16 protein-coding genes are annotated in these 18756 nt (G+C 72.0%); 5 read left to right on the top strand and 11 right to left on the bottom strand.

Translation table 11 applies throughout. The features are described from left to right. Nucleotides 1-16 precede the first annotated feature (16 nt). Nucleotides 17-1048 carry an LLM class flavin-dependent oxidoreductase gene (locus ACFYV1_RS26140; protein WP_389398029.1) on the bottom strand — a complete coding sequence of 344 codons (1032 nt, stop codon included), beginning with the start codon at nt 1046-1048 and terminating at the stop codon, nt 17-19. Nucleotides 1049-1259: 211 nt separating this feature from the next. Here ACFYV1_RS26140 and ACFYV1_RS26135 point away from each other — a divergent pair, with 211 nt between their 5' ends. After that, nucleotides 1260-1589, top strand: a complete 330-nt coding sequence (locus tag ACFYV1_RS26135; RefSeq protein ID WP_389398028.1) for an ATP/GTP-binding protein — start codon at nt 1260-1262, stop codon at nt 1587-1589. Nucleotides 1590-1608: 19 nt separating this feature from the next. Here the strand turns inward: ACFYV1_RS26135 and ACFYV1_RS26130 are convergent, their stop codons facing one another. The 7 genes from ACFYV1_RS26130 to mce form a co-directional block, all read right to left on the bottom strand. Next, on the bottom strand, nt 1609-2439 hold the full coding sequence (locus tag ACFYV1_RS26130; protein ID WP_389398027.1) for an ABC transporter permease: 831 nt from the start codon (nt 2437-2439) through the stop codon (nt 1609-1611). Next, complete coding sequence (locus ACFYV1_RS26125) at nt 2436-3593, bottom strand: ABC transporter ATP-binding protein (RefSeq protein ID WP_389398026.1); 1158 nt, start codon at nt 3591-3593, stop codon at nt 2436-2438. Before ACFYV1_RS26125 ends, ACFYV1_RS26130 begins: the two co-directional genes overlap by 4 nt. 160 nt (nt 3594-3753) lie before the next feature. Next, nucleotides 3754-4533: an ABC transporter permease gene (locus ACFYV1_RS26120; protein WP_389398025.1), complete on the bottom strand. Its 780-nt coding sequence runs from the start codon at nt 4531-4533 to the stop codon at nt 3754-3756. Nucleotides 4534-4536: 3 nt separating this feature from the next. Then, nucleotides 4537-5547 carry an ABC transporter ATP-binding protein gene (locus ACFYV1_RS26115; protein WP_389398024.1) on the bottom strand — a complete coding sequence of 337 codons (1011 nt, stop codon included), beginning with the start codon at nt 5545-5547 and terminating at the stop codon, nt 4537-4539. Between the two features lie 175 nt (nt 5548-5722). After that, nucleotides 5723-6661 (bottom strand): cellulose-binding protein, encoded by a 939-nt coding sequence (locus ACFYV1_RS26110; protein WP_389398023.1) that lies wholly within the window; start codon nt 6659-6661, stop codon nt 5723-5725. A 113-nt stretch (nt 6662-6774) separates the two neighbouring features. Then, nucleotides 6775-10848: a polarized growth protein Scy gene (scy, locus tag ACFYV1_RS26105; protein WP_389398022.1), complete on the bottom strand. Its 4074-nt coding sequence runs from the start codon at nt 10846-10848 to the stop codon at nt 6775-6777. Nucleotides 10849-11179: 331 nt separating this feature from the next. Next, a complete protein-coding gene (gene mce, locus ACFYV1_RS26100) occupies nt 11180-11608 on the bottom strand; it encodes a methylmalonyl-CoA epimerase (protein WP_389398021.1) in 429 nt (142 codons plus the stop codon). A 144-nt stretch (nt 11609-11752) separates the two neighbouring features. On the opposite strand from mce, the gene ACFYV1_RS26095 reads away from it, so the two are divergent. Together ACFYV1_RS26095 and meaB are read left to right on the top strand one after the other, a co-directional pair. Further along, nucleotides 11753-12955, top strand: coding sequence for an acetyl-CoA C-acetyltransferase (locus ACFYV1_RS26095; protein ID WP_389398020.1), 1203 nt, complete (start codon nt 11753-11755; stop codon nt 12953-12955). A gap of 27 nt (nt 12956-12982) precedes the next feature. Continuing rightward, on the top strand, nt 12983-13939 hold the full coding sequence (meaB, locus tag ACFYV1_RS26090; RefSeq protein ID WP_389398019.1) for a methylmalonyl Co-A mutase-associated GTPase MeaB: 957 nt from the start codon (nt 12983-12985) through the stop codon (nt 13937-13939). A gap of 496 nt (nt 13940-14435) precedes the next feature. Here the strand turns inward: meaB and ACFYV1_RS26085 are convergent, their stop codons facing one another. Next, entirely contained in the window at nt 14436-15065 is a 630-nt protein-coding gene (locus tag ACFYV1_RS26085; RefSeq protein ID WP_389398018.1) for a PepSY domain-containing protein, read from the bottom strand. Nucleotides 15066-15182: 117 nt separating this feature from the next. Between ACFYV1_RS26085 and ACFYV1_RS26080 the strand changes: the two genes are divergently transcribed. Together ACFYV1_RS26080 and ACFYV1_RS26075 are read left to right on the top strand one after the other, a co-directional pair. After that, on the top strand, nt 15183-15860 hold the full coding sequence (locus ACFYV1_RS26080) for a response regulator transcription factor (protein WP_389398017.1): 678 nt from the start codon (nt 15183-15185) through the stop codon (nt 15858-15860). After that, the gene (locus ACFYV1_RS26075) at nt 15857-17293 is read left to right on the top strand and encodes an ATP-binding protein (RefSeq protein ID WP_389398016.1); all 1437 of its coding nucleotides are present in this window, start codon (nt 15857-15859) and stop codon (nt 17291-17293) included. Before ACFYV1_RS26080 ends, ACFYV1_RS26075 begins: the two co-directional genes overlap by 4 nt. Here ACFYV1_RS26075 and ACFYV1_RS26070 read toward each other — a convergent pair. Both ACFYV1_RS26070 and ACFYV1_RS26065 read right to left on the bottom strand, forming a co-directional pair. After that, a complete protein-coding gene (locus tag ACFYV1_RS26070; RefSeq protein WP_389398015.1) occupies nt 17290-17766 on the bottom strand; it encodes a MarR family winged helix-turn-helix transcriptional regulator in 477 nt (158 codons plus the stop codon). The two genes, ACFYV1_RS26075 and ACFYV1_RS26070, sit on opposite strands and share 4 nt — an antisense overlap. Nucleotides 17767-17889: 123 nt before the next feature. Then, nucleotides 17890-18672 (bottom strand): AIM24 family protein, encoded by a 783-nt coding sequence (locus ACFYV1_RS26065; RefSeq protein WP_389398014.1) that lies wholly within the window; start codon nt 18670-18672, stop codon nt 17890-17892. Nucleotides 18673-18756: the final 84 nt, after the last annotated feature.

Below are 18756 nucleotides of genomic sequence, written 5' to 3'. Positions count from 1 at the left end.
CTCGGCGACGAACGGTTCAGCCGAGCCGGGGCAGCACTTCGGTGCCCAGCCGCCGTACGTTCTCCTCGGTGGTGGCGAGGTCGCCGGAGCCCTCGGCGAGCAGAGCGAAGCGGGTGATCCCGGTGCGCTCCGCGGTCGCCGCCAGACGGTCCGCGGCCAAGCGCGGCGGCCCCACCGGGTGCAGGGAGCACAGGAGTTCCGTGTACGCGACGGGGTCCCGCATGGCGCGGTGCCGTCCGTCGACGGTCACATGCGCGTCGAGTCCCTGTTTCAGCCAGCCCGGCATCGCCTTGACGAGGGTCTCCGTGGCCTCGTCGGTGCGGTCGGCGATCTGGACGACGCCGGCGGAGACGTGCCCCGCTGCCCTGATCCGCTCGGGGCTGTGGCCCGCGGCGAGCGCGTGCCTGCGCCAGAGCGTGATCATGTCCGCCTTCTCCTCGTCTCCGCAGTGCATGCCGAGCAGCATGGGCAGACCGCGCTCCGCCGCCAGCCCGACGCTCTTGGGGGACGTGCACGCGACGACGACCTCGGGGCCGTTCGGCGGTCCGTCGATGAGCTCGTCCGGCCGGGGGACGACGGCGACCTCCCGGAAGGCGAACCGTTCACCCTCCGCGCCGACGCGGGGCTCGCGCAGCCAGCGCAGCAGGAGGTCGAGCGATTCGGGGAAACCCCTGTCGTAGGAGTCGAGGCCCGCCCCGAAGACCTCCAGGTCGACCCAGGGTCCGCCGCGGCCCACACCGAGGACGAAACGCCCACCGGAGGTGAGATGCAGCAGCGCCGCCTGTTCGCCGAGTGCCACGGGGTGGGCGTTCGGCAGTACGCTCACCGCCGTCCCCACCTGGATCCGGCGGGTGCGGCCGAGGAGCAGTGCGGCGAGGGTCACGGCGGACGGGCACACGCCGTACGGGACGAAGTGGTGCTCCGCCAGCCATACGGCGTCGAGGCCCGCTTCCTCCGCCACCTCCGCGGAGCGCACCGCGCGATGCAGCGCCTCCCCCTGTCCCTGACCGGGGAACTGTGCCGCGAGTACGAAAGTTCCAACGCGCATCGCCTTCTGCCTCCTTGCGGCCGACGCGTCTCCCCCACAGGCAACAACGCCTGACACGTGCCAAAGGCACGGCCCATCGGGAAGTTGTTGCGATTTTCCGGTAACTGCCCCTGATGCAGCAGACCCTTCCGTGGCGCCGCGCGACAGCCGTCGGCTCCGGGCCCCTTACGCTGGACGGGCAACTGTCCGGTCATGCCCCGTGAGGTGTCACGTGTCCCCGCGCCGCAACCGCCCCCGTGGCGGCGAGAAGCCGACCGAGCGAGCAGGAGACGCCTCCGACCGGTACGGCGGCTTCGGCAGCAGCGAGTCCTGGCAGGGCGAGGAGTGGTCGGTGCGCCATGTGGCGGGCGCGAGTTCCGTCGGCAAGAGGTACCGCTGCCCCGGCTGCGACCAGGAGATCCCCTCGGGGATGCCGCATGTGGTGGCCTGGCCGGAGCACGGGGGAGTCGAGGACCGCCGGCACTGGCACAAGGCGTGCTGGAACGCGAAGGACCGCCGCACCTCGAAGGTGCAGCGGTCCAGGAACGCGCCGAGACACTGAGCCGCGGAGCGCAGCCGCGTCACACGTCCCGGCTGCTCATCGTCGCGTACGCGCCGCCGAGCGCGACGACCGCGACCCCGAGCATGATCCACACCGGCTCCCAGCCGAGCGGACCGGAGGACCCGCCCGCCGCGGCTTCGCCGTAGATGCCGATGAGCTGGCTGGGGATCGCCCACTCCAGCAGGAACTGCTGCACGTCCTCCAGCGAGTCCGAGAACATGAACATGGCGGCCACGAGCGGCAGCAGCATCAGGCCGATCATGGTGGTGATCGCACCGGCCGAGTGCCGGATCATGGCGCCCACGGCCAGCGAGAGCAGCCCGAGCGAGGCGAGGTAGAGACCGACGCCGACGGTGGCGCGCAGCCACTCGTCACCGGTGGGCTCCGCGGCCGCCGTCACCATCGCGTTCTGCATGACGGCGACCAGCCCGGTCACGACGGTCGTGATGGTGAGGACCAGCAGGAAGAAGACGATCGCCTTGGCCACGAGGACCCGGCCCCGGCTGGGGCAGGCGGTGAGGGTCGTACGGATCATGCCCGTGCCGTACTCGGACGCGATGGTGAGCACGCCCAGGGTCATCACACAGATCGAGCCGGGCAGGATGCCGAAGAAGCCCATGCCCAGGGCGGAGGCCTCACCCATGCCGGCCTGTTCGCCGGCGGCGGAGACGAGCGAGGCGACCGCCAGACCGATGCCGAGCACGAGCACGATCATCACGCCCAGCGTCCACATCGTGGAGCGCACGGAACGGATCTTCGTCCACTCGGAGGCGAGCGCGTCACCGAGATGGGCCCCGCGCACCGGGATCGGGGAGGCGTAGGCGCCGGGCTGCTGGTACGGGGTGCTCATCGTGCGTCCTCGGGCTTGGTCAGGTCGGCGGGAGCGGCGGCGGGCGGTGCCGCCGGGGGAGCGGCGGGGGCGGCGGGCGCTGCCGGCCCGGCAGGCGGCACGAAGGCCGCGTACGGGTTCTGGCCCGGCTGGGGCGGCGGCGGGGCGTAGAAGCCCTGCTGCGGCACCTCCTGGATGTGCGGCTGCGGCGGGACGTGTCCCATCGGCTGCTGCTGCATCAGCCCCGACTTCTGGTCCGCGGTCGAGCGGTAGTCCACCGCGCCCTGCGTCATCCGCATGTACGCCTCCTCCAGAGAGGCCTGATGCGGCGACAGCTCCCACAGCCGTACGTCCGCGCCGTGCGCCACGTCGCTGATGCGCGGCAGCGCCAGACCGGTCACGCGCAGTGCGCCGTCCGGCTCCGGCATGACCTGCCCGCCCGCCTCGGTCAGCGCGGCGAGCAGCTTCTCGCGCTGCTCGGGCTCCGTCTGCGGGGTGCGGACCCGGGCGAAGTCGGCCGAGTTGTGCGAGATGAAGTCCTTCACGCTCATGTCCGCCATGAGCCGGCCGCGGCCGATCACGATCAAGTGGTCGGCGGTGAGCGCCATCTCGCTCATCAGGTGCGAGGAGACGAAGACCGTACGGCCCTCGGACGCCAGCTGCTTCATCAGGTTGCGCACCCACAGGATGCCCTCGGGGTCGAGGCCGTTGACCGGCTCGTCGAAGAGCAGCACCTGGGGGTCGCCGAGCAGTGCCGCGGCGATGCCGAGCCGCTGCCCCATGCCGAGCGAGAAGCCCTTGGAGCGCCTCTTGGCCACCTCGTGCAGACCGACGACACCGAGCACCTCGTCGACCCGGCGCGCCGGGATGCCCGAGAGCTGCGCCAGGGACAGCAGGTGGTTGCGTGCGCTGCGGCCGCCGTGCACGGCCTTGGCGTCGAGCAGGGCCCCGACCTGCCGGGGTGCGTTCGGCAGCTGCCGGAACGGCTTCCCGCCGATGGTGACCTGGCCCGACGTCGGCCGGTCGAGGCCGAGGATCATGCGCATCGTGGTGGACTTGCCGGCGCCGTTGGGGCCGAGGAACCCGGTGACGGCCCCGGGCCGCACCTGGAAGGAAAGGTTGTGAACGGCCGTCTTGGCGCCGTAGCGCTTCGTCAGGCCGACTGCCTCGATCATTGCCCAGCCCCATCGACTTTCGGGTCGTCGGGGCACAGGCGGTCCAGCCGTACGCCCCCGTAAGTGTTAGGAGGATAACCGTGCCGCGTCGGTTCCGGCCAAGCCGTAACGGCTCGGACTCCGTGGCGGCCGGTGCGAAGGCGCCCGCGCCGGGTGGGTCCTACGCGTCCCGCTTCTTCAGCACGAGGTAGCCGCCCAGGAGCGCCGCCACGACCCACAGCAGCATGATGCCCAGCCCGCCCCAGGGGCCGTACGGGGAGTCACCGCTGTTCATCGCGTTCGGCACCACCTGCATGATCTTCGCGCCGGCCTGGTCGGGGAAGTAGCGCGCGACGTCCTTCGCACCCGGCACCGCGGAGAGGATCTGCGAAACCAGGAAGAAGAACGGCATCAGGATGCCCAGCGCCAGGATCGAGCTGCGCAGCATCGTGGCGACACCCATCGAGAAGACGGCCATCAGTCCCATGTAGAGGCCGCCGCCGACCACGGCACGGAGCACGTTCTCCTCGCCGATCGTGGTGCGGTGCTCGCCGAGCAGCGCCTGCCCGAGGAAGAAGGTCAGGAAGCTGGTCGCCATGCCGACGGCGAGCGCCAGCAGGCCGGCCACGGCGATCTTGCTGAACATGAAGGTGGCGCGCTGCGGAACGGCGGCGAGCGAGGTGCGGATCATGCCGGAGCTGTACTCGGTGCCGATGACGAGGACTCCGAAGACGACCATCGCCAGCTGCCCGAGCACCAGCCCGGAGAAGCTGATGAGCGTCGGGTCGAACGTCAGACGCTCCGCGTCGGGCAGGTCGTCGAAGGTCGCGTTCATCAGGGCGCACAGGGCGGCGCTGATCGCGACCGTCACGGCGAGCGCGCAGATCAGCGTCCAGCGCGTCGAGGCGACCGTACGGATCTTGGTCCACTCGGAGCGGAGGACGGCGGGGGTCGATGCCATCGGTCAGGCTCCCTTGTCACGAGGGGTCCACCGCGGTGCGTCCCGGCCGGCGGGCGGGGCCACGGCATCGGTGGGTGGGGCGAGGGCATCGGGTGGCGGCGCGGCATCGGCGGAGTGCGCGTGGTATTCCACCGCGCCCGCGGTCATCTGCATGAACGCCTCCTCGAGCGAGGCCCTTTGCGCGCTGAGCTCGTGCAGCACGATCCGGTGCTCGGCCGCCAGTTCGCCGAGCTGCTCCGTGCTCGCGCCGTCGACCTCCAGCGTGCCGCCGCCCGTCTCCACGACCGGCATCCCGGCCCCGTGCAGCACGTCCCGCAGCTGTTCCGGCTGCGGTGAACGCAGCCGCACGTAACTCCGGGAGTTCATCTGAATGAAATCGGCCATCGACGTGTCGGCAAGCAGCCGGCCTTGTCCGATCACGATCAAGTGATCCGCCGTCAGGGCCATTTCACTCATGAGGTGCGAGGAGACGAAGATCGTCCGGCCTTCCTGCGCGAGGGTTTTCATCAGATTGCGGATCCAGTGAATTCCCTCCGGGTCCAGGCCGTTGACCGGTTCGTCGAACATCAGGATCTCCGGATCGCCCAGCAGCGCCGAAGCGATTCCCAGCCGCTGGCCCATACCCATCGAGAAGCCCTTGGACTTCTTCCTCGCCACCGACGCGAGACCGACCAGATCGAGCACCTCGCCGACGCGTCGCTCCGGGATCCGGTTGGACTGCGCGAGGCAGAGCAGGTTGTTGTACGCGCTGCGGCCGCCGTGCATCGCCTTCGCGTCCAGCAGGGCGCCGATGTGATTCAGCGGCTCCGCGAGGTCCCGGTAGTGCCTGCCGTCGATGCGGACCGTGCCGCTGGTCGGGTTGTCCAGATCGAGCATCATGCGCATCGTCGTCGACTTGCCCGCGCCGTTGGGGCCGAGGAAACCGGTCACCACCCCCGGCCGGACCTTGAACGAGAGATGGTCGACGGCGACCTTCGTACCGAAGTGTTTGGTGAGACCCTCGAGCTCGATCATGCGTTCACGCTACGGGCGCCGGGAGGCTCTCGCCACCGGGTTCCACCAAGGGAACAGGCCCGTTCCGCATCGCCCGCCGCCGGCGTCGCGGCGGGACCACGAAGAGCCCTGGGACGCGCAGGTGCCCGGCGCCTGAACGGCACCGGGCACCTGTGGACGGTTGTCCGAGGGAGCGTCAGCGGGACTGCTGCGCCGGGACCCCGCGGGAGATCGGCTCGTCGTCGGCGGGCGAGCCCGCCGCGGCCACCGCGGCACCGGTCAGCGTCGCCAGCATCTCGCGGACGTTGGTCAGCTGGGCGTTGATCGAGTCGCGGCGGTTGGTGAGCGCCGCCAGCTCGCGCTCCGATTCGCTGCGGATACGGTCGGCCTTGGCGTTCGCGTCGGCCACGATGTCCTCGGCCTGGCGCTGCGCGGTCTCCACCGTCTGCCGGGCACGACGCTCCGCGTCGGTGCGCAGCTTCTCGGCCTCCAGGCGCAGCTGCTCCGCGCGGTGCTCGATCTCCGCGAGACGCTTCTCGGCCTTCGCCTGACGCGAGGCCAGGTCGCGCTCCGACTGCTCCCGGCGCTTGGCCAGGTTGGTCTCGAAGTCCGCGGCGGCCTGGGCGGCCTTGGCGCGGGTCTCCTCGAAGAGCGCGTCCGCCTCCTCGCGCTTGGACTGGGCGTCCTTCTGCGCCTCGCTGCGCAGCGTCTGGGCCTCGCCCTGCGCCTTCTCGACGATGCGGACGCCCTCGTCCTCCGCCTTCGCCTTGCGCTCGGCGGCGAACGCCTCGGCGTCGTTGCGGACCTGCTGGGCGGCGGACTCGGCGAGCTCGCGGTGCTGCTCGGCCGCGCGACGGGCCTCCTCGCGCAGGTCCTTCGCCTCCTCCTCGGCGAGACGGAGGATCTTCTCGACACGGGCACCGAGGCCCGCGTACGACGGCTCGGCGTCGTTGACCTGGGCCTGGGCGTTCTGGGTCTCGAGGTGGAGCTCCTCGATGCGCTTTTCCAGAGAGGTGATTCGGGCCAGAGCACTATCACGGTCGGCGACGAGTTTGGTAATGCGGTCGTCCACCTGACCGCGGTCGTAACCACGCCGCACGAGCTCGAAGCCGAAGGGGGAGGAAGTGTCGCTCATGGGGTTCCTGTCAATGAGACCGGTGAGGTGTTAGAGGGAATCCTAGGGGCCGAAGCGGCGTGTCATCGAGCGGATGCCGGTTTGATCTGGAGAATGTCCAGCCTTTTGAGTGGCTAGCCGTCGGATGGCTTGCCACCCGAACGTGTCACCCCTGCTGACGCAGCGGCCTTCACCCCTCCGGCTGAGCCGCCGTTCGCCGTGCCCTTCCCACCGGACGGCGCCTCGAACGACTCCAAGGCCTCGAGCACGTCCTGGACACGGGAGATCTCCGCCTGGATGTCCTCGCGCCTGCGCACCAGCACGTCCAGCTCCCGCTGCCCCTCGTCGACCGTCCGGCCCGCCTGCTGGTCGGCCTCGGCCTTCGCGCGCTCGCCCTCGCGGATCAACTCGGCCTTCTTCTGCTCGGCCTCCTTGAGGAGCCCCTCCGCCTTCTTCACGGCGGCGATCCTGACCTTGCTCGCCTCCGAATTGGCCTCGGACAGCAGCTGCTTGGCCTTCGCCTCCGCCTCGGCCCGCTGCTCCTCCGCGGCCCTGACCAGATTGTCGACCCGCTCGCCGGCCGTCTTCATCTGCTCCGAGGTCTCCCTGCGGGCCCGCTCGTGCAGCTCCTCGATCTCGCTCTCCACACGGGTACGCAGCTCCTCACCGCGCTCCCTTATGGCCGTCGCGTCGCGCCGCGCCCCGACGAGCAGTTCGTCCGCGTCCGTACGGGCCTTCTCCACCAGCGAGTTGCCCTCGACGGTGGCCTCCGACACCAGCCGCTCCGCCTCGCTGCGGGCCGCGCCGACCATCGTGTCGGCCTGCTCCTCGGCCTCTGTGGCGGCGCGCAGCGCCTCCTCCTGGGCCTTGCGGATGAGCTGGTCGGCCTGCTCCGCGGCGTCCGCGCGGCGCTTGGCGGCCGCCTCGCGCGCCTCGTCGAGCAGACGGTCCGCCTCCGCGCGGGCCTCGCCGCGCAGCTGCTCGGCCGCGGCCTCCGTCTCCGCACGCAGCCGCTCGGCCTCCGCCCGGATGCGCTCCGCCGCCTGCTGGGCGGAGCCCACCGTCTCCGCGGCCTCCGCCCGGAGCCGCTCGGCCTCGCTGTTCGCCTCCGTCCGCAGACGCTCGGCGTCGCTGCCGGCCTCCGTCCGGAGCCGCTCGGCCTCCTCGGCCGTCTCCGCGGCGATCCGCTCGGCCTCGCTCCTCGCCTCGCCGATCAGCTGGTCGGCCTGGGACGCGGCGTCGGCACGCCGCTTGTCCGCCGCCTGCCTCGCCTCGTCCAGCACCTGCTCGCGGTCGGCCCGCACGGCCGCCCGCATCTGCTCGATCTCGGCCTCGCCGTCGACCTTGATCTGCTCGGCCTCCATGAGAAGCCGTGTGGCGTCCGCGTCGGCGGAGGCCCGCAGTTCGGCGGCCTCCGTCCGCAGCCGCTCGCTCTCGCCCGTCGCCTCGCCGATCAGCAGGTCCGCCTGCGCGGCCGCCTCCGAACGGATCCGGTTGGCGTCCTCACGGGCCTCCGCACGGGTGCGGGCCGCGTCCTGCTCGGCGGACGCGACGGCGTCCGACGCCTCCGTACGCATCCGCTGCACGTACTCGGCGGTGTCCGTCCGCAGCCGGTCCGCCTCCGTGATCGCCTCGGCGACGGTCCGCTCGGCGAGGGCCTGCGCGGCCTCCGTCTCCTCCTGCGCCCTGGTCCGCAGCCGCCCGGCGTCCTCCGCGGCGCGTTCCCGCTCCGCGTAGGCGTCGGCGCGGACCCGGTCCGCCTCTTCCTGCGCCTCGGTCCTGGTGCGCTCGGCCGAGTGCTCGGCGGCGCTGCGCAGTCCGGCGATCTCCTGCTCGGCCTGCTCCTGGAGCCCGCTGACGGAGTCCCGTACCTGCTGAGCCGTCTGCTCGGCGGAGGACACCATCTCGGTGGCACGCCGGTCGGCCTCCTCGACCAGCCGGTGCGCCTCGGTCTGCGCCTCCTCGACCCGCTTGCGGGCCGACGCGAGCAGTTCCTCGCTCTGTTCGCGGGCGCGCTCGCGCTCCTGCTCGGCCTCCGCGCGGGCGGCGTCGAGGGTCTCCTCGGCCTCCCTGCGGCGGCGGGCCGCCTCCTCCTGGGCGGCGGCCAGCGCCTCCGCGGCCTCCGTGCCCACACGTTCCGCCGCGGCGGCCGCCTCGGCCCGTACCCGGTCGGCGGTCTCCTGCGCCTCGTTGCGCAGCCGCTCCGCCTCCGCGGCGGCCTCGCTGTGCAGCCGTACGGCCAGTGCCTCGGCCTCCGCGCGGGCCGCGGACGCGTCGGACGCGGCTTCGTCGCGCAGCCGCTCCGTCTCCTGCTCGGCCTGCTCCTGCAGAGCGCGCAGCCGTTCGCCGGCCTCCGTGCGCAGCCGCTCGGTCTCCTCCGCCGCCTCCCGGCGGATCCGCTCGCCCTCGGCGCGGGCCTCCGTCAGCCGCTCCTCCGCGGCCGCGAGCCGTGCCTCCGCCTCGGTGTGCAGACGGGTCAACTCGTCGGCGGCCTCGGCCTGACGGGCCGCTATGGCGCGCTCGCTCTCCTCGCGCAGCTCGGCCGCTGTCGCCTCGGCGGCCGTCCGTACGCCCTCGGCCTGCTCCTCCGCCTCCGCGCGCAGCCGCTCGGCCTCGGCACGGGTGCGCTCCAGCGTCTCCTCGGCCTGCTTACGGAGGGACGTGGCCCGTTCGATGGCCTCCGTGCGGACCTTCTCGCTGTCACCGCTCGCCTTCGAGCGCAGCTCGTCGGCGTCGGTGCGCGCCTTGGTCAGCAGCTCCTCAGCGGTACTCGCCGCCTCCTCGATCTGCTGGACGGCCTCGCGGCGGGCCTCGCCGCGGATCCGCTCGCCCTCCGCGACCGCCTCGGCGCGCAGCTGTTCGGCCTCGCCGCGCAGCCGGCGGGCCTCCTCCTGGAGCTCGACCGTCTTGGCCCGGTACTCCTTGGTGTCGTCCTTCGCCGCGCCCTTGAGCTGGTCGGCCTGCTCCGCGGCCTCGCCGCGCAGCCGGTCCGCCTCCGCCTCGGCCTCGCGCCTGATCCGCTCGGCCTCCTCGCTCGCCGCGCGGGTGGTGGCCTTGGCGTCGTCCGACGCCTTGGTCAGCACCTCCTCCGCGGTGCGGGCGGCCTTCGCGAGGGCCGCCGCGGAGTCCTCCGCGACCGCGGCCCTGGCCTTCTCCGTCGCGGCCTCGAGCAGCTTCTCCGCCTCGGCGCGGGCATCGGCGAGCGCCTGCTCCGCCTCGGCCCTGAGGGTCTCCGACTCCTTGGTCGCCTCCTCGACGAGCCGTGCGACCTGCGCCTTGGCCGTACGGGTGCGCTGCTCGCCCGCCGACTCCGCGGACGAGAGCTGCTTGGCCGCGGACTCCTTGGCCTCCGAGAGCAGCTTCTCCGACTCCGTGCGTGCCTCGCGGAGCCTCTCCTCCGCCTCCTGCAGCCGCTGCTCGGCCGAGCGGCTGAGCTCGGCGGCCTGCTGGCGGGCCTGCTCGGACTCGGCGGTGGTGGAGGAGCGCAACTGCTCGGCGTGGCTGGTGGCTTCCTGCGCCTGGCTGGACGCGGCGTTCAGCAGCCGCTCGGCGTCCTTGCGGGCCCGGAGCAGGATCGCCTCCGCCTCCGCACGGGCGGTCTCCGCCTCGGAGCCGAGCCGTCTGCGGGCCTCCTCCGCGATGCGGGCGGCCTCCGCGCGAGCGGCGGCGAGGGCCTGCTCGGCCTCGGCGCGGGACTCCTCCAGAAGCCGGTGGGCCTGCGACTCGCTGCGCGCACGCAGCTGTTCGGCCCACGCGACGTTCTCGTTGACGTGCGACTCGACGGTCTGGCGGCGCTCGGCGAGTTCCTGGTCGAGACGCTGCCGGCGCTGGACGGCCTCCGCGTGCAGCTCCGCCTGGAGCCTGGCCTGGTGCTCGGCGTGCTCCTGAAGGATGCGCTGCGTCTGCGCGCGGACCTCGCGCAGTTCGCGCTCCGCGTCCTGGCGGAGCTGGTCGGCCTGGACCTGGGCGTTGCGCAGCAACTGCTCGGCCTGGTAACCGATGTCGGCGCTGTCGTACGCCGGACGGGAGGCCAGGCTGCGGCGTGCCTCGTGGAGCTTGGCACGCAATACCTCGACCTGGTAGCCGAGGTCCTCGGCATGCTGGACGGCCTTCTCCCGCGCGGTCTTCAGCCGGTCCATCTCGGCTTCGAACCGCGAGAGGTGGTCGTCGTCAGCTCGGTGGCTCTCCTGGCGTTCGTAGCCCCGCACTGCGCGGTCCCATCCGTCCCCTGGTCGCAACTGTCTCCAAACGAGCACCGTTCGCCGGCGAACGGCCCCCCGGGGAATGGTGACAGATCAACGACGGAGACGCGGCACGGCCCCGACCCGGCCCCGGCCCGGAGCGGCCCACTCTACCGGGCCGGGAATCCTTGCAACCTGGGAAGCAACACAGAGCGGCGTCGCGATGCCCGGTACTGCCGCTCGCGGCGTCACCGGAACGCCCCGGCGGCTTTGCTGCGAGGACCTTCCGGCGCCCTGCGGTCGACCGCGCCGGACGCCGCTCCTCCATCCGCTCCCAGTCGCTCCCCAGGTCGTGAGGTCAGTGCTCCGTCGCGGACGTGACGAGTTCGGTGAGTACACCGTGGCAGTCCTTGGGGTGGAGAAAGGTGATCCGCGAGCCCATCGAGCCGATCCGCGGCTCGTCGTACAGCACTCGTACGCCCTTGTCGCGGATGTCCTGCGCGTCCGCGTCCACGTCGGCCGTGCCGAAGGCGATGTGGTGGACGCCCTCCCCGTTCTTCGCCAGCCACTTCCCGACCGCGGAGTCCTCGCGGGTCGGCTCCAGCAGCTGGAGGTAGGAGGCGCCGCCGTCGGACGTCCCGTTGATCTTGAGCATGGCTTCCCGCACGCCCTGCTCCTCGTTGACCTCGGAGTGGAAGACCTCGAAGCCGTATGTGGCCCGGTAGAACTCGACAGTCGTGTCGAGGTCGAAGCAGGCGATCCCGATGTGGTCGATTCGCGTCAGCATGCGACCAGTGCAGCGCCACCAGGGGTGGTTACGCAACGTGCGCGCGATCACACCATTCGCCCGGTGACCCGGGGCAGTACCGCTCAGTACATTGAAGTAAACCCTCGTTCACTCCTCAGCCGCGGCTGAAAGGGGATCGTCCTCATGTCAGGAACGACCGGTAACACCTCCGTCATCGTCGCGGGAGCCCGTACGCCCATGGGCCGCCTGCTCGGCTCGCTCAAGTCCTTCTCCGGCGCCGACCTCGGCGGCTTCGCCATCAAGGCCGCCCTCGACCGGGCCGGCATCGGCGGCGACCAGGTCCAGTACGTGATCATGGGCCAGGTGCTCCAGGCCGGCGCGGGCCAGATCCCGGCACGCCAGGCCGCCGTCAAGGCGGGCATCCCGATGAACGTCCCCGCGCTCACGATCAACAAGGTCTGCCTGTCCGGCCTCGACGCCATCGCGCTCGCCGACCAGCTGATCCGCGCCGGCGAGTTCGACGTCGTCGTCGCCGGCGGCCAGGAGTCGATGACCAACGCGCCGCACCTGCTGCCCAAGTCCCGTGAGGGCCACAAGTACGGTGCGATCGAGATGCTCGACGCGATGGCCCACGACGGCCTGACCGACTCCTTCGAGAGCATCCCCATGGGTGAGTCGACGGAGAAGCACAACACCCGCCTCGGCATTGCGCGCGAGATCCAGGACGAGATCGCCGCGCTCTCCCACCAGCGCGCCGCGGCCGCCCAGAAGAACGGCCTCTTCGAGGCGGAGATCACGCCCGTCGAGATCCCGCAGCGCAAGGGCGACCCGATCCTGTTCGCCAAGGACGAGGGCATCCGCGCCGAGACCACCGCGGAGTCGCTGGGCAAGCTGCGCCCCGCGTTCGCGAAGGACGGCACGATCACCGCGGGCACGTCCTCGCAGATCTCTGACGGCGCCGCGGCCGTCGTCGTGATGAGCAAGGCCAAGGCCGAGGAGCTGGGCCTGGAGTGGATCGCCGAGATCGGCGCCCACGGCAACGTGGCCGGCCCCGACAACTCGCTCCAGTCGCAGCCGTCCGGCGCCATCAGGCACGCCCTGAAGAAGGAGGGCCTGGACGTCTCCGACCTGGACCTCATCGAGATCAACGAGGCGTTCGCGGCTGTCGCGCACCAGTCAATGAAGGACCTCGGCGTTACCCCGGAAAAGGTGAACGTGAACGGCGGCGCGATCGCCCTCGGCCACCCGATCGGCATGTCCGGCGCGCGCGTGGTGCTCCACCTGGCGCTGGAGCTCAAGCGCCGTGGCGGCGGCGTCGGCGCGGCGGCGCTGTGCGGCGGCGGCGGTCAGGGCGACGCACTGATCGTCCGCGTCCCGGGCAAGTAGCAGTCTGACGAGGATCGGAGCAGCACGATGGTGGACGTCCCCGAACTGGTCGCCCAGGCGAGGGAGGGCCGGCCGCGGGCCGTGGCCCGGCTGATCTCACTCGTGGAGGGGGCGTCGCCGCAGCTCCGTGAGGTCATGGCGGCGCTCGCGCCACTGACCGGCGGCGCCTACGTGGTGGGCCTGACGGGTTCGCCGGGCGTCGGCAAGTCCACGTCGACATCCGCGCTGGTGACCGCCTACCGGAAGGCCGGGAAGCGGGTCGGTGTGCTCGCCGTCGACCCGTCCTCGCCGTTCTCCGGCGGGGCGCTCCTCGGAGACCGCGTCCGCATGTCGGACCACGCCTCCGATCCGGGCGTCTACATCCGCTCGATGGCCACCCGCGGCCACTTGGGCGGCCTGGCCTGGTCCGCGCCGCAGGCCATCCGCGTCCTCGACGCGGCCGGCTGCGACGTGGTCCTCGTCGAGACGGTGGGCGTCGGCCAGTCCGAGGTGGAGATCGCCTCGCAGGCCGACACCTCCGTCGTGCTCCTCGCGCCCGGCATGGGCGACGGCATCCAGGCCGCGAAGGCGGGCATTCTCGAGATCGGCGACGTGTACGTCGTGAACAAGGCCGACCGGGACGGGGCCGACGCCACCGCCCGCGAGCTCAACCACATGCTGGGCCTCGGCGAGGCCCGCGGGCCGGGCGACTGGCGCCCGCCGATCGTGAAGACGGTCGCCGCGCGGGCCGAGGGCATCGACGAGGTCGTCGAGGCGCTGGAGAAGCACCGGGCGTGGATGGAGGAGCACGGCGTGCTCGCCGAGCGCCGGGCCCGGCGTGCTGCGACGGAGGTCGAGACGATCGCGGTCACGGCGCTGCGGGAACGCATCGGCGACCTGCACGGCGACCGGCGCCTGGGCGCCCTGGCGGAGCGCATCGTCGCGGGCGAGCTGGACCCGTACCGGGCGGCGGACGAACTGGTCGCGGGCCTGACGCAGTCGTAGCCGGGGCCGGACCGGCCGGGACGGCTCGCCCGATTGCGGGCCGCCCCCACCGCCGTCCGTCCCCGTGACCGGGCACGCCGATCCCGGAACCGCCGCTGCCCCGGCCGAGGGCAGCGACACTGGGCTCGGCCCGTTCCGGTGGTGCGCTCGGCGTGCTGTGTCCCGGGGCGTGGGCCGGTACTCGTCGCTCACGTTGTGCCTCCGCCTTCGGTCCCGGGGGCCTGGGCTGCGCTGCGTGCGTTGGCCGGGGGCCCGTGCCGGCTGGGTGCGTCGGCCAGGGGCCCGTCCGGCCCCCGTTCGCCCTCGGGGCGTGCGCGGCTGCGCTCGGCCCCGTTCCAGTGCTCAACGCGGTGCAGCGAGCTCCACGGCGGCCGACGCCGCGTGGCCCCGACCTGACCGGAACCGCCGCTGTGCGGGTGGCGGCAGCCGGCCAGGCGGGTGGCCAGGTTCGGTCTGCCGGCGCGGGGGCGGGGCGGCCGTACGGAGGGGTGCCGCGTCAGTCGTCCGCGCGCTCGTCCGCGACCGCCGCGGACTTCGCGTCGACCGTCAGCTCGCGCTCCGCCCCCTTGCCGTCGCGGAGTTCCACCTCCCAGCCCGCTCCGTCGTCGTCGAGGTCGACCGACGTCACCGTCGTGCCGGGGTGCGCCTTCAGCGCCGTCTCCGCGGCCTCACGGGCGTCCACCGACGCGGCCCGCAGCGCGGCGCGGTCGTCGTCGTCCCGGTCGTCGTCGTTCCTGTCGTCGTTCCTGTCGTCGTCCGCGTCCTCCCGCACCGCACCGGTCTTCGCGTCGACTTCGAGCTCGTGCTCGCGGTCGCCGCCCTTGCCGATGACGTCCACTTCCCAGTGGTCCGCGCCGTCGTCGTCGAGATCCACCGACTCCACCGTGCCCGGCGTGTGCTTCAGGGCGGCGGTCACCGCCTGCGCGGCCGTGATCGGCCCCGAGGGCGCGGCGTCGGCCCGATCCTGGCGGTCGTCGCGGTCGTCGCGGTCGTCGTCGCGGGCCAACGGGGCCGACACGCGCGCCGGCGACGTGTCGTCGGACGACAGGGCCGCCGCCGTGTACGTACCGCCTCCCACCAGCACCGCCGCCGCCACCGTCGCGATCACCAGGTTGCGCTTCATCATGGTTCCTCCCCTTCGGGCTGTTCGTTCGGCAACGGGAACCACTCTTGCCGCGCCATGCTGAACGCAGCCTGAAGCGACCTGAAGGGTTCTTCAGCATCGGTTTGCGACCCTGAGCGCATGAGGTTGTTGATCGTGGAGGACGAGAAGCGGCTCGCCCGGTCCCTCGCCGCGGGGCTGTCCGCCGAGGGTTACGCCGTGGACGTCGTCCACGACGGGATCGAGGGCCTGCACCGCGCGGGCGAGGGCGTTCACGACCTCGTCGTGCTGGACATCATGCTTCCCGGCATGAACGGCTACCGCGTCTGTGCCGCGCTGCGCGCCGCCGGTCACGACATGCCGATCCTCATGCTGACCGCCAAGGACGGTGAGTACGACGAGGCCGAGGGCCTGGACACCGGGGCGGACGACTACCTCACCAAGCCGTTCTCGTACGTCGTCCTCGTCGCGCGGGTGAAGGCGCTGCTGCGCCGCCGCGGCAGGGGCGGCGGCTCGCCGGTGCTGACGGCGGGCGACCTGCGGGTGGACACGGCCGCCCGCCGTGTCCACCGCGGTGAGGAGGAAGTGACCCTGACCGCGAAGGAGTTCGCGGTGCTGGAGCAGCTCGCGATCCGCGCCGGCGAGGTCGTCGGCAAGCCCGACATCCTCGAGCACGTCTGGGACTTCGCCTACGAGGGCGACCCGAACATCGTCGAGGTCTACGTCAGCGCTCTGCGCCGCAAACTCGGCGCGGACCGCATCCTGACCGTGCGCGGCGCCGGCTACCGGCTCGAATCGATCTCGGCGGAGGCCCCATGAGATCCGTACGGGCCAGAGCGGCCCTCGGAGCCACCCTCGTGGTCGCCGTGGCGCTGATCGCTGCGGGCACGGCCGTACTGCTCTCCCTGCGTGCGAACCTGATCGACCAGACCGATCTGCAGGCGGAGGTCGCCGCGCGCGACGTGGCGTCGCAGATCGCGCTCGGCGTGCCGTACGACGGGCTCGAGCTGCCCGACGAGGACGACGAGCGCCCGGTCCAGGTCGTCGGCGACGACGGGCGTGTCCTCGCGGTCAGCGAGCGGCTGGAGGCGGTCGAAGGCACCGGCAGCACGGGTGTCCGCCCGCGGCCCGCGCCCACGCGCGACGACGACGATGACGACGACTCCGGCCGCGGCCAGGTCTCCTCCGACGACCCCCGTTTCGTCTCCGGTACCGCCACGGTGGACGGCGACCGCGCCGACTACCGGTTCGCGACCCTGGTGGTCGGCTTCGACGACGACCGTACGGTGACCGTTCACGCGGGTGCCCCGCTTGCCACCGAACAGGACGCGGTCACCACTGTGCGCGACGCGATGCTCATCGGCCTGCCGTTGCTGCTGGCGGTGGTCGGCGGTGTGACCTGGCTGGTCACCCGGCGGGCGCTGCGGCCCGTCGAGGGCATCAGGAGCGAGATGGCGGCGATCACGCGCTCCGAGGACCTGTCCCGACGGGTGCCGGAACCGGGTTCACGGGACGAGGTCGCCCGGCTCGCCCGTACGACCAACGAGACGCTTGCCGCTCTGGAAGCCTCCGTCGAACGGCAGCGACGCTTCGTCGCGGACGCGTCGCACGAGCTGCGCAGTCCCATCGCCTCGCTGCGCACCCAGCTCGAAGTGGGCGCCGCGCATCCGGAGTTGCTGGACGTTCCCGGTGCGGTGGAGGACACCGTACGTCTGCAGCAGCTGGCGGCGGACCTGCTGCTGCTGGCCCGGTTGGACGCGGGGGAGCGGCCCGGTTCCGAGCGGGTGGATCTCGCGCAGCTGCTGGCGGAGGAGGCGGCCCGGAGGGCCGGCGACCGTCTGCCGGTCGAGGTGGCCGCGGCCGAGGGGCCGGAGGTGTCCGGATCGCGCGGCCAGCTGGCCCGTGTCATCGGGAATCTGCTCGACAACGCCCAGCGGCACGGGGCCACTTCGGTCACCGCGTCGGTGCGCGCGGAGGGCGGCCGGATCGTGCTGGCCGTCGCGGACGACGGTGCGGGCGTACCGGAGCAGGAGCGCGAGCGGATCTTCGAAAGGTTTGTACGACTCGACGACGCACGCACCAGGGACGAGGGCGGTGTCGGTCTGGGCCTGGCCATCGCCCGCGACGTGGCACTGCGGCACGGCGGGACGCTCACGGTCGGCCGTTCGGCGTCCGGCGGGGCGCTGTTCGAACTGGCCCTGCCGGACGACGCGGCCCGCGGCGGCGCCCTGGGGCGGGGCCCTGGGTGTTAGAGCTTGCCGCGCCGCCCGCGCAGGTGGTCGGCGATCGGGGTCAGCGAGTCCCGCAGTTCGGCGAGGGCTTCGGACGACAGCAGGTCGATGAAGTGCTTGCGCACGGAGGCGACGTGGTGCGGGGCCACCTTCTGCATGGTGACGACGCCCTCGTCGGTGAGGACCGCGTACAGCCCGCGCCGGTCGGACTCGCAGTTCTCGCGCCGGACGAGCCCGGCGCTCTCCATGCGGGTGACCTGGTGCGAGAGGCGGCTCTTGGACTGCAACGTGGCCGCGGCGAGGTCGCTCATCCGCATCCGCCGGTCGGGGGACTCGGAGAGGTTGACCAGGATCTCGTAGTCGTTGTTGGTCAGGCCGAACGGCTGGAGGTCCTTCTCGAGCTGGTGCATCAGCAGCTTGTTGACTTCCAGATGCGTGCGCCAGGTGCATTGCTCGTCATCGGTAAGCCAGCGAGTGGCCGTCTCGGTCTCCATGTATGGATTCTACCTAAGAAGTTGAAAAGCGGACGAAGTTGGGGAGTGTGACGTCTGGCACCCGGCGCACCCGGGGGTGCACAGGGGCGCAGACGTTCGACGTCACACTCCGCAGACTACCGCTCACAGCCCGAAGCGACGCTGGAGGTCCCCCAGCTGGCCGGGAAGGCGCGGTCCGGATCCGTGCTGACCGGCGCTCCCGGCCGGCCCGTGACCGCCCGGAACCCCTGGTTCCGCGCCCACCGTCCCGGTGGGCTGCTCCGGCATCAGCGCCTCGCTCGACTGCAGCAGCACCGTGCCGGCGCCGACGAACTCGAACTGGTGCTCCTCGCCGGAGGCCCCGCCGATCCCGGTCAGCGCCCGCATCCCGCCCATGACGCCGGTCATGTAGCTGTGATCGTAGTGGTGGCAGGGCGACGGGCAGTCCGCCCAGCCCACCAGGGCCTGCGGATCCACCCGGATCGGCGGCTCCATGAACACCACGGGACCGTTCGACGCGGCCACGAACTTGCCCGTGCCGATCAGCGTCAGAAAGCCCGGCACGATCGACTGCTTCAGTGCGAGGGTCGGCTGGTACGCCAGAAGGTTGCCGGACCGGATCGTCAGATTGCCGTCCTCGAGGTCGAACGAGTTCACGTCGAAGGCGCGGTCCGCCAGCAGCATCTTGCCGCTGCCCTCGGCCACCACCCAGTCGCTCGCGTGCAGCGGCGAGTGGAACGAGGTCCGCATCAGCCGGTCGAGCCGTCCGTGGCCGATTCCGTTGAAGTCGATGTTCCCGTAGTAGGCGATCATCTTGCCCTTCTGCAGGAACCACTGGGAGCCCTTGAGCTCCACGCAGAAGGTGTACGCGTTGACGTTGTCGTCGCTCGGCAGCGTCGCCGGGTCGTGGATGACGGGCGTGCTCATTAGAGGACCATCCCTTCTGCAGCCCTCACGGGTAGGGTTGTGACCTCTCGGTCCCGGTGGGTGCATGGCTTGGCGTGCGCGCTG

It is taken from the genome of Streptomyces sp. NPDC003023 (genome assembly GCF_042888225.1).
Taxonomy (GTDB): Bacteria; Actinomycetota; Actinomycetes; order Streptomycetales; family Streptomycetaceae; genus Streptomyces.
The sequence above is the reverse complement of the archived record's forward strand: the minus strand, read 5'-3'. Positions and strand labels throughout refer to the sequence as shown.